This is a genomic window from Dyella sp. M7H15-1 (genome assembly GCF_004114615.1).
Lineage (GTDB): Bacteria > Pseudomonadota > Gammaproteobacteria > Xanthomonadales > Rhodanobacteraceae > Dyella_B.
Genome location: NZ_CP035300.1, coordinates 838,227 through 849,382, shown reverse-complemented (window position 1 = coordinate 849,382; position 11,156 = coordinate 838,227). Strand labels below are relative to the sequence as shown.

Genomic DNA, 11,156 nt, shown 5'->3' with positions numbered 1-11,156 from the left:
CGGTGACCGTCACCAAGAACACGCTCTTAACGCTAAAGGACGGGACGATGACGGTGAGTGGCGGCTCGGTTACTTGAATACACATGGATGCCGGATCAATAAGTACGCTTACCCGGACCACGAAAACGTTCCGGTGCAATCGCATGCTTGCGCATCAGTGCAAAGAACGCGCGGCGGTTTTTCTGTGCGGCAATGGCCGCACGTGTGATATTGCCCGCGTTGATCATCAGTAGCTGCTCGATGTAGTTGCGTTCGAAGGCTTCAACCGTGCGCGCCTTCGCCGCACGAAACGATTCGGGAACTGGGTCGGCCATGGGATTGACAGGTAATTCCAGACCCTCGGCCTCAATCGCTGCACTCTGGCAAAACAATACGGCCCGCTCAATGACGTTGTGCAGTTCGCGCACATTGCCGGGCCAGTTGTACTGCACCAGTTTGCGCAGTGCTTCGCAGGTAAAAGGCAAAGCTGGCTGATGATTTTTCCGCGTGAACTGCTCGACGAAATGTCTGGCAAGCTCGGGAATGTCTTCGCGACGATCGCGCAAGGTGGGTAACATCAAATTCAGCACATTGAGACGGAAATACAGGTCGCTGCGAAACGTGCCACGCTCGGTGAGCCTAAGCAGGTCGTTGTTGCTGGCCACGATCACTCTTACATCCGCTCGCTGCACGCAGGTGCCCCCTACTGGGCGATATTCCTTGTCTTCCAGAAAACGTAACAACTTGGCTTGCGCACCGAATGGCAAGGAGTCGATTTCGTCCAGGAACAGCGTTCCTCCTTCCGCTTCGTGCACCAACCCACTGCGCGCGGCATGTGCCGAGGTAAAGGCACCCCGTACACAGCCAAACAGCTCGCTCTCCATCAGCTCGGTGGGAATGGCCCCGCAGTTGACCGTGACGCGTGGGCGGGATGCGCGTGGTGAAAGATAATGAATGGCGCGCGCAAACACTTCCTTGCCGGTACCCGTTTCGCCCAAGATCAGTACGCTTGCATCGCAACTGGCGATGATCGGCAGGGAAGACACCTGTTTTATGAAACACGGGCTGGACCCGATCAAACCATGCGTACGCGCCCTGAAAATCATCGAGGAATGCTGCTCGCATCGCCCCTGCAACGTGCCTGCGGCACGCTGCAGCCGCATCTGGAATTCCGGCATTGAGTATGGGGTGGAGACGAAATCGAAAGCACCGGCAGTCAGCAGTGTCGCTATCTGTTCCGACACCAACCCCTGACAACTCACAATGGTGCTGCAGCCAGGGCAATCGGCGCGAATGCGCGCAAGCTCGGCGGTTACCTCGCCAAAGTTTTCGACCTGGGTGGGCAAGATCAGTAGATCGCAATCCGTCTGCTCGCCGAGTGCCGGCTGCCACAGCAGTTGCATGCCACCCTTGGCATGCGCTTGCAGGTCGTCGAAGACAACACGCGCAAAACCTTCTTGCGTGCCGATCGGTACTACGCCACAGCGCAACGTGCCCATCGATCACACCTCAGCGTTAGCCTAGGGATGCTCTGATTGTCGCGTGCCCTACGAGCTGCGTGTATGCCCCTGCCGCAACGGCCGTCCGAACCCACGACGGCTAAAGAGCAAACTATGCAATATCCCCTGCGGTTTGGAAGATGCGAAACACCGCATATACCTTCCCAGTGATTTTGCCAGAACCACCTTTCCCTGATCACGCCGCAAATCTAAACCAGAATCTGTAGCGTATACCACATCCCGTGTCGAAAATATGCTGAAGACAGCATGACGAACCGTCGTTGGCGCGGCGCAGGAGCCGCGCTGGCGCGTTGACCTTTTCACTTGCTGTTTAACCGCACTTAGGCATTTGCTGCTTCGACAGCATGTGCCTAGAGGCTGTTCTGTTACTTCGTCGGCAGGTAGTCCAGCGGGTCGACTGGGCTGCCGTCCTTGCGGATCTGGAACTGCACCTCATCACGTGCGCTGCTGCTGGAACCCATTTCGGCAATTTGCTGCCCCGCCTTCACCTGCTGACCTTCTGTCACCAGACGCTTGCGGTTATGACCATAGGCGGAAAGAAAGCTGTCGTTGTGCTTGATGATCACCAGTTCACCGTAGCCCACCAGGCCATTGCCGCTGTACACCACCACGCCGTTCGCAGCAGCCACCACGGAATCGCCTGCCTTGCCGGCGATGTCGATACCGGGAATGGCGGCACCTGATTGGAAGCGCCCGACCACCGCGCCGGAAGCCGGCCAGCGCCACTTCACACCACCCACCGTGCGGGTGCCACCACTGGTTGCCACTACCGGCGTCGCGGCCACGGCGGAAGCTGTATTGCCGGCGGCTGGTGGGGGAGTGGTAGGCCCGCCGGCAATCGGTACGACGGTCGCCGCTGTCGTGGATGGCGAATTGGATGGCGGACTTGCCACTGGCTCGGCCTGAACCGGCTGGAATACCGACGCTGGTGCGCCCGGCTGTTCCGGCGTTTTGGCCACCACGACCGACGGGGGAGCATGTACAGAAACGGGAACACCGTGCCCGGGGAGCTTCAGCACTTGCCCCGGCCAGATCGTGTACGGCGCGGCGATGTCGTTCAACTGCGCCACCGCGCGGAAGTCGGTGCCATTGCGGAAAGCAATGGAGTAAAGCGTATCGCCTTTGGCGACGGTGTAAGTGCCTGGTCCGTTACCAGCCTGCCCCGGGCGTACGGCAGTTTGCCCACCGGGAGGTTGTTGCACCACGACTGTGCTGCGAGTGGCACAGCCGGTCAGGAGTATCGCAATCGTGATAAGGGCGGACCATCGCATCAATCCATTCATGCGCGTCAGCATAACGGGGTCACGTGGAGTTTTCATACGGCCCTGCCGAAAGCGCTTGTAAGACGTTAATGCTTCATCAGTATCCACCAGCCTGCAAGGGCAGCCAGCGCTACCAAAGCAGCCCAGCCGATCCACTCGATATGCTTGTGCAGGATGCGCTCGGCACGTTCACCGAACAGACGAATGAGTAACGCAAGCAACCACACGCGCTTGCCGCGTCCAAGCAGTACGCAAACTAGGAACGGCACCACCGGCACACCCACGATGCCGGCGGCCCAGGTGACGAACTTCATCGGTACGACAGGCTGCAAGGCGGCGAGCATCAGCACCAGCAGCAGTTCCAGCCTATGCTGGTTCATCTGTAGGCGCAGGTTTTCCACGCCCTTTTCGATCGGGTCGTAAAGATGCAGCGATTGCAGCAGTGGCATCAACGCATGAAAGGCCCAGTGGCCCAGCGCGTAACCGACCAGTGAACCCAGCAACGAGAACAGCAGGCTGGTGTTGGCATAGAAAAAGGCCTTATGCCGCTTGCCGAGCATCATCGGCGCCAGCATTACTTCCGGCATGATCGGAAAGATGAAGGCTTCGACGAAGCTCAAACCGCACAGATAACGAACCGCTCTAGGATCACGCGCCCACACCAGAACGCGCGCATATAACGCTCCGAACAGGCGCATCAGCCAATACCGCCCAGCAGGGGTACGAAACTTACGGCGGCCAATTCTTCCTGCACGAAATCTCCTTTGCCATCGCCGCACATGCGGATCAGGGTTTGGCTGCTGGGGGAGCCGACCGGTGCGACCAACACGCCATCGGGACTCAATTGATCGAGCACCTGGGTGGGGATCGCATCGCCGGCGGCAGTCAGGATAATGGCGTCAAACGGCGCCTCGGCGGCCCAACCGAGTTTGCCATCATCGTGACGGGATCGGATGTTGTCGATGCCAAGCTGACGGAAGCGGCGGCGCGCCTGGCGCAGCAATTCCTCGATGCGTTCGACCGTGTAGACCTGTGGCACCAGGTTGGCTAGCACCACGGCCTGATAACCCGAGCCGGTGCCGATCTCCAGCACCTTGTTGGGACGGCCGGATTGGACCTCGAAGGGTTCGAGCAACGCCTCGGTCATGCGTGCGACCACCCATGGCTGGGAAATGGTCTGGCCGTGGCCAATCGGCAATGCGGTGTTTTCGTAGGCGCGCGTATGCAATGCCTGATCGATGAAGTGATGCCGCGGCAGATTGCGCATCACATCGATCACGTGCTGATCCCGGATGCCTTCTTCTTTCAGCTTGGCAATCAGCCGATCGCGCGCACGTTGCGAGGTCATGCCCTCGCCTTTCAATGCAGAGGGCGGCAAGGGATGGGTCATGCCGCTTTACCGTCGGTGTTGCCAGGCATACCGTGACTGATGGCTTGCACCCAGTTGCTGACCTTTTCCAGGGCCTGGAAACGGGTGAGATCCACATGGATGGGCGTCACGGAAATAAAGCCACGCTGCACGGCGTGGAAATCCGTACCTGGACCGGCATCGTCCACATCGCCGGAGGGACCGATCCACCAGATGGTCTTGCCGCGTGGATCGGTCTGCTTGATGCACGGCGCGGAGCGATGCCGTTTGCCAAGTCGCGTTACTTCGAAACCCCGGATGGCATCCCAGGGCAGGTCCGGCACGTTGACGTTGAGAATGGTGTCGGCCGGCAGCGGATCGACCAGCAGGCGCTCCATCAGCAGCAGCACGGCTTTGGCTGCGGAATCGTAATGCTCGCCCTTGTGATCCTTGCTGGCCAGCGACACGGCGATGGCCGGCAGACCCAGAAAACGCCCTTCCATCGCGGCCGATACGGTGCCGGAATAAATGACGTCGTCGCCGAGATTGGCGGTATTGTTGATGCCGGAAACGACTATATCCGGTTCGTCATCCAGCATGCCGGCTAGCGCCAGATGCACGCAGTCTGTGGGCGTACCGGCCACGCGGTAATAACCGTTCTCCATGCGCAGCGAGCGAATAGGCGCGTCGAGCGTCAAGGAATTGCTGGCGCCGGAGCGGTCCCGGTCGGGCGCCACTACCGTCACCTGGCCGACCGCACCGAGGCGCTCGGCGAGTACGCGGATACCGGGGGCGTCCACGCCATCGTCATTAGAAACCAAAACTCGCATCATGATCCGTTCAAAACCCATTGCCCGCATGCAGCCTTCAGACACTGTGCACGCTCCTTAGGATAAGGGAGTCTAACCGAGCGGATCGCCGGTTTCACGACCGCTTTCATATCGGCGCGAATGATCACGAAATGGTAACCCTCCGCACTACTTAGGATAGCCAGCATGAAACGCCGCACTCCCGCCACCGTCAACGACGAGGACAGCCGCCTGTTTCGCGAGGCGATCGGCGAAGTGAGAAAGTTCGATCCCGTCGCACCGCCCCCTGCGATGCCCAAGCCCGAGCCGCATCCTTACATGCTGGAAGCCGATGAAGCGGCGGTGCCAGGCGAATTACTCGACATGGCGTTCGATCCGGGCCTGATGGAAGCTGGTGAAGAATTGAGCTACCTGCGTGACGGCTATGCGCCCAAGCTGCTACGCCAGCTCAAGCGAGGGCAGTACAGCGTGCAGGATGATATCGATCTGCACCAAATGAATGCCGCGGCGGCGCAGGCAACCATTGCGGCATTTCTGGCCGAAGCGTCCGAACGCGGTTACCACTGTGTACGCATCGTGCACGGCAAGGGTCTGCGATCCAAAGCTGGCGGACCGGTGTTGAAAATCCTCACTGATCGTCTGCTGCGTCGTCGGGATGATGTGATTGCCTTCGCATCGGCGCGACCGATGCAGGGTGGGACGGGGGCCGTAGTGGTTCTGTTGAAAGGATAGATGCCATGCCCGAACTCTCCCCGTAGAGCACGCTGCAACAAGAGACAAAGGACAGCCGAGCATCAAAATGCATGCTGCTGCGGATATTCCGTCATGAAGTCGTTATCCCACAGGAAGTTGGTAAACGACACCGTCACCGAAATATCCAGCCCTTCCACGAAATGCCAGCAGCCCACGGGCAAAAACAGCACTTCACCCGGATTCAACGTACAGGAAAGCACCTGTACATCACGCATGTGCGGATAACGTTCCAGATCGATCTGCCGCCCATCCACATGCGTAAAGCAGTGTTCATGGTTGTAGACATGGGCGATCTCGCACGCAGGCATCATCAATACGCGCTTGCGACCGATCACCTGCGCCATGAAGTTGTTGGTCAGGTCATGGTGGAACGGTGTGATGGTGCCGGATGGGCCAAACCACAGAAAACCCCTGGTCAAACCCGTACTGGTGAGGTATTCAGGCATCTGCGCGATGTCTTGCCACAACACATCCAAGGCTTTGCGATTCTGCCCTTCGTTGTAGGCTGTCATGTAGAAATTGTTGCTGCGACCAACGTTGCGCACAAGCTCGACATAATCGCCGAACAGCATCGTCTTGCGATGCGCGGTTTTGTGCAGTTCGTATTGATCATTCGAATCGCGGCCGAACTGGATCTCCACGTCGCGATCGCCGCAGCGCTCCTTGAAGTAATCGAGTCCCCACTTCGTCATGGCAGGCCAGTCTTCCATCATGCCGGTGATGATGACCGGCCGGCCCGCGGTGTAATACCCGTCGAGGAATGCCTCGCGTGAAAGCTTGTGACGCCGCGGCACCTCTGTATCGCGCAGGCGATTCATGTGGCGCTGGGTATCGAGCACCCAATCATGCTTGGCCAGGCGATTTCTCAGCCGCTGCGCACCCGCTACGTATGGACTGGCCATAGCCTGCTGAAGCTCCCGGAGCGCCTCTTCGTGCGCAATGCCAGCCCGCAGCATCTGCTCGTAAATGCCTTGTGGCGAACCATCCAGTAACAGATTTTCCGCGATCCAGCGGCGCCACTCGTTATCGACGTGGACAACCGTCCTCAACTCGACGTGAGCCATGACACCCCTCGCAACATTGCCCAGGCAACAGGCATCTTGAGGTCTGAGCTTAGTGCAGGGGGTGTTGTACGGAAACTATTAAGGCAACTGTGCCGGCCGCGCCTTGTTCAGGCCAGGGTATGCACCAACTCGGCGGCCAGCGCCTGCAGGTCAGCGATCTTGTCGATGGTGTAGTCCGGCGCGGGATGCAGGCTGGCTAGTTTCGCCTGCGCGGCGTAGTGTCCCTGACGCACGAAAACGGTGGTGAGTTTGTCACCCAGGCTGCGTTTCATCGCGGCGAGAAGATTCGGCTTGTCATCCGCCATCACGTAATGAGCCGCAGGGTAACGTGCCTGCATGGCATCCAGCGCAAGCTCTTTGTGCACAAAGATCAGCACTTCGCCGCGCGAAGCTCCGTAGATGCCAGCACGATCGATCTTGTGTGGCTGGAACACGATATCACCATCCGACAGGATCACGGCAAGGCCAAGCTGGTTCAATGTGTCGATGGTGGAAAGCGCCTGCGGAAACACGCGCTCCTTGAAGGGATAGTCGAGCAACCATGTAGAGGTGGCGAGCAAACCGGGGCGCACATCCTTGTCGCGCCTGAAGTGCTGCAGCGCGCCGAGGTAATCGGCATAACCCACGGTATCGCGCAATTGCTCGTAAACGGACCAGTAGCGATCGCACTCTTCCTGGCCGAATTGCTGCACGAGATAGGCACACAGGTCGGACGCGAAACGATCGTTGTCCAGCAAGGTGTTGTCGACGTCCAGTAGGAATACGGTAGCGGGTGCGTTTATGGCTTGATTCACAGCAAATGCCCATGTTGCGTCAAGGGCCGAAGTGTAACTTCACAAGAACGAGCGGAAAATGAATGGCTCCGAATAAATGAATCCCGCCACTGCATAGACAGCAGGCGTCAGGTCTTCAAGGAAGTGGATGTTCCTTGAAGAACTCCAGCATCCCGTCCGCCAGTACCGTCTCCTGTGGCCAGCGAATATGTTCGTATAGGCCACGTGCTTTCCCGCACCGGAGAACACACTGCGCGTTCGGCCCAGCGTCCTTGCCATCCAGGCTCAAGTCGACCCGCCGCAGCGGCCAGTGTTGCTTATCCAATGTGTCGCTCCAACTGCTGGTGACGCTGCACGTAGCCAGTGCATCGCACATGTTTCGCAGCAGCGTAAGCGGTACCTGCCTGCCCTGCGGCATGTCCACGGGGCAAGGTGTACGCTGCCAGGGATCGGCGCCAGCGTACTGGCCCACCGCAGCGATGCGGTCAGCGCGCCATGCGCCATACAGCACCGCCATATTCGCACCATTGCTCCAACCGAACACGTAGATCTGCTTCGCATCGACCAGGCCCATGGCAACTACTTGATCAATAAAGTGGTCGATGGCTTGCACATCAAGATTCTTCGATGGATCGCGCTGCCACTCGTCCCAGTGAAAGCCTGTTCCCGTATGCGGGCTATCCGATGCCCAAGGCTTGGCTCGCCGGCCTTCCGGCGCCAGCAGGATAAAACCCTTGGTGCCAACATGCGCCGATAACGGGTAATCACGACTCAACTCATATAGCGCACGGCCATCTCGATACAGGCTGTCAGGCGTGGTCATCGAGCCATGCAAGTAGACGATCATTGGCCATTTCATCGCACCAGCGGCGGTGTGTGGTGGCAGGCTGAGGCAGGCATAACGCGTCACGCCATTTTGATCGAAAGACAGCACCTGCCCGTCTTTGCAACTTGGCCGTTCAGTGACAGGTTCAACGGTTTGGAGCGGAGGCGTGCCTGTGGCCGAGCATGTCGGCTGACCACCCACTGCACCGGCAGCATTGACGACGGCGGCAAACGTAAACGAGATGAGTGGCACAAGTGTGCGAAAGCAGGCTCGGTGTTCAAGGCGTTCCAGTGACATAAGCGTGCTCCGATCAAAAATGGATGACAGTGCGGATCGACTTGCCTTCATGCATCAAGTCGAAGGCTTCGTTGATGCGCTCCAGCGGCAGTGTGTGGGTAATGAACGGATCGAGGCGGATCTCGCCGCGCATCGCCTGCCGCACCATGCCCGGCAACTGGCTGCGGCCCTTCACGCCACCGAACGCGCTGCCGCGCCACACGCGGCCGGTGACGAGCTGGAACGGGCGCGTGTGAATTTCCTTGCCGGCTCCGGCAACACCGATGATGATGCTTTCACCCCAGCCCTTGTGGCAGCACTCCAGCGCGGCGCGCATGACATCGACATTGCCGATGCACTCGAAGCTGTAATCGACACCGCCATCGGTCATGGCGACGATCACGTCTTGGATTGGTTTGTCGTGATCCTTGGGATTGATGACATCGGTCGCGCCCATCTCACGCGCCAGTTCGAACTTGGCGGGATTGGTGTCGATGGCGAGAATGCGTCCAGCCTTGGCCTGCACCGCGCCCTGAATCACCGCCAAGCCAATGCCCCCCAAGCCGAATACCGCCACTGTGGCGCCCAGTTCGACCTTGGCCGTGTTATGCACGGCGCCAATGCCGGTGGTCACCCCGCAGCCGAGCAGGCACACCTTTTCCAGCGGCGCCCGTTCATCGATTTTTGCCAGCGAAATTTCCGGCACCACCGTGTATTCGCTGAAGGTGCTGGTGCCCATGTAGTGATAGACCGGTTTGCCCTGGTAGGAGAAGCGCGTGCTGCCATCCGGCATCAGTCCTTTGCCTTGCGTGGCGCGCACGGCCTGGCAGAGATTGGTTTTGCCGGAAAGGCAGAACTTGCACTGGCCACATTCGGCCGTGTAGAGCGGAATCACGTGATCGCCAGGCTTGAGCGTGGTGACGCCCTCGCCCACTTCCATCACGATGCCGCCACCTTCATGGCCCAGCACGGCCGGGAAGATGCCTTCCGGATCGTCGCCCGAGAGTGTGAAGGCATCCGTATGGCACACGCCGGTGTGCGTGATCTTCACCAGCACCTCGCCCGCCTTGGGCGGCGCCACGTCGATCTCGACGATTTCCAGCGGTTTGCCCGGCGCAAAGGCAACGGCGGCGCGCGATTTCATAAGGGCTCTCCCAGGCGTTCCAGTCAAACGGCCAGCTTAACAAGCATGAGTCCGGTGCTACAGATTTGCTTCCCCGTGCCGAACACATTAAACATACGCACAGGGTTCCCCCATTCGCAGCATTTGCCCTTGAGTCCGGGCCCGTGACGGTTTGAAGTTTATGCAGATAAAAAAGATCATCGTCCGCCCCGTTCCCATCGCAGCACTGTCCCTCGTGGCGAGCCTGACCAGTATCCCTCAGCTCACACAGGCCACCGACCTGCCCGCGCCGAAAGGCTGGGTGCTGCAATGGGGCGACAATTTCGCGGGTACCCCGGGCTCGCTGCCTTCGACAACCCATTGGCGCGTCGACACGGGGCATCAGTATCCGAATGGCCCGATCAACTGGGGTACCTCCGAGATCGAACGATTTACCACCCATCCGGCCAATCTTCATCTGGACGGCAAGGGCCATCTGCTGATCACACCACAGCGGGATGCGAACGGCCAATGGACGTCCGGACGCATCGAAACAATTCGCGACGACTTTACCGTGGCGGAAGGTGGCATGCTGCGCATGGAAGCCCGCATTCAAATGCCCGACGTGACGGGATTGAAAGCGCTGGGTTACTGGCCCGCGTTCTGGGCATTGGGTAGCAACTACCGCACCAACATGAAATGGCCGGACTCCAGTGAGTTCGACATTATGGAAAGCGTCAATGGGCTCGATGCTGTCTGGGGCATCCTGCACTGCGGCATCAACCCAGGCGGCCCTTGTGGCGAACCGATCGGCATCGGCAGTCGCCTGCCCTGCCCGCATGAAGCCTGCACCGCAGGCCCGCACACCTTCACCTTCGAATGGAACCGCAGTGTCTCACCGGAACAACTGCGCTGGTTCGTCGACGGGCAATTGGTCAATCAGGTGGCGGAAAATCAGATGCCCGCGGAAACCTGGCGCGAAATCACCCGGCAGCGCGGTCACTTCATGCTGCTCGACGTAGCGATGGGCGGCGGCTTCTCGTTCGTGATGGCCGGCTGGAAACCCACGCCTACGCCGGATACCGAGCCAGGCCACTCCATGGTGGTGGACTATGTGGCGGTGTGGACCAAACCCGGCAACGGCCAAAAAGTGCCGGCACCGCCAGAGATGGCGGAGGATGCTTCGAAGCAGGGGAGCGCTTCGACAAAACGCTGAAACTCAAGTCGCACAAGAGCTTTCGTCGTAGAGTTGTGCCATCTAGCAAGAGGCATTTCATAGATTTTGGCTATCGATGTCACACGGTCAAAAAAATTCTCAACAGAGCGACCCTCCGTACCAGCCTGACCATGGCTCAGCAGGACGTGGCCGCATACCGGGCTCGTATTGAGACGCTGGAACGCCAGTGGACCACGTTGGGTGACTTGCCGGAGAGGACCATAGGAA

The 11,156-nt window shown here is 59.3% G+C and carries 11 protein-coding genes; 2 read left to right on the top strand and 9 right to left on the bottom strand.

From position 1 onward, the window contains the following. Positions 1-95: 95 nt before the first annotated feature. The 5 genes from EO087_RS04145 to surE form a co-directional block, all read right to left on the bottom strand. Positions 96-1,478 carry a sigma-54 dependent transcriptional regulator gene (locus EO087_RS04145; protein ID WP_128897768.1) on the bottom strand — a complete coding sequence of 461 codons (1,383 nt, stop codon included), beginning with the start codon at positions 1,476-1,478 and terminating at the stop codon, positions 96-98. 386 nt (positions 1,479-1,864) lie between these two features. After that, positions 1,865-2,818: a peptidoglycan DD-metalloendopeptidase family protein gene (locus tag EO087_RS04140; RefSeq protein ID WP_240669124.1), complete on the bottom strand. Its 954-nt coding sequence runs from the start codon at positions 2,816-2,818 to the stop codon at positions 1,865-1,867. 29 nt (positions 2,819-2,847) lie between these two features. Continuing rightward, on the bottom strand, positions 2,848-3,459 hold the full coding sequence (locus EO087_RS04135; RefSeq protein ID WP_128897767.1) for a VTT domain-containing protein: 612 nt from the start codon (positions 3,457-3,459) through the stop codon (positions 2,848-2,850). Further along, entirely contained in the window at positions 3,459-4,151 is a 693-nt protein-coding gene (locus EO087_RS04130; RefSeq protein ID WP_128897766.1) for a protein-L-isoaspartate(D-aspartate) O-methyltransferase, read from the bottom strand. The genes EO087_RS04135 and EO087_RS04130 overlap by 1 nt, the downstream gene beginning before the upstream one ends. Then, positions 4,148-4,939 carry a 5'/3'-nucleotidase SurE gene (gene surE, locus EO087_RS04125; protein ID WP_128899798.1) on the bottom strand — a complete coding sequence of 264 codons (792 nt, stop codon included), beginning with the start codon at positions 4,937-4,939 and terminating at the stop codon, positions 4,148-4,150. Before surE ends, EO087_RS04130 begins: the two co-directional genes overlap by 4 nt. Before the next feature lie 165 nt (positions 4,940-5,104). Here surE and EO087_RS04120 point away from each other — a divergent pair, with 165 nt between their 5' ends. Continuing rightward, entirely contained in the window at positions 5,105-5,650 is a 546-nt protein-coding gene (locus EO087_RS04120; protein ID WP_128897765.1) for a Smr/MutS family protein, read from the top strand. A 62-nt stretch (positions 5,651-5,712) separates the two neighbouring features. Here the strand turns inward: EO087_RS04120 and EO087_RS04115 are convergent, their stop codons facing one another. From EO087_RS04115 to EO087_RS04100, 4 genes are all read right to left on the bottom strand, one after another. Next, on the bottom strand, positions 5,713-6,735 hold the full coding sequence (locus EO087_RS04115) for a cupin-like domain-containing protein (protein ID WP_128897764.1): 1,023 nt from the start codon (positions 6,733-6,735) through the stop codon (positions 5,713-5,715). 107 nt (positions 6,736-6,842) lie between these two features. After that, positions 6,843-7,529, bottom strand: coding sequence for an HAD family hydrolase (locus EO087_RS04110; RefSeq protein ID WP_128897763.1), 687 nt, complete (start codon positions 7,527-7,529; stop codon positions 6,843-6,845). A gap of 115 nt (positions 7,530-7,644) precedes the next feature. After that, complete coding sequence (locus EO087_RS04105) at positions 7,645-8,631, bottom strand: PHB depolymerase family esterase (protein ID WP_164931758.1); 987 nt, start codon at positions 8,629-8,631, stop codon at positions 7,645-7,647. A gap of 13 nt (positions 8,632-8,644) precedes the next feature. Beyond that, a complete protein-coding gene (locus EO087_RS04100) occupies positions 8,645-9,754 on the bottom strand; it encodes an S-(hydroxymethyl)glutathione dehydrogenase/class III alcohol dehydrogenase (protein WP_128897761.1) in 1,110 nt (369 codons plus the stop codon). A 160-nt stretch (positions 9,755-9,914) separates the two neighbouring features. Between EO087_RS04100 and EO087_RS04095 the strand changes: the two genes are divergently transcribed. Then, positions 9,915-10,928: a family 16 glycosylhydrolase gene (locus EO087_RS04095; protein ID WP_128897760.1), complete on the top strand. Its 1,014-nt coding sequence runs from the start codon at positions 9,915-9,917 to the stop codon at positions 10,926-10,928. Positions 10,929-11,156: the final 228 nt, after the last annotated feature.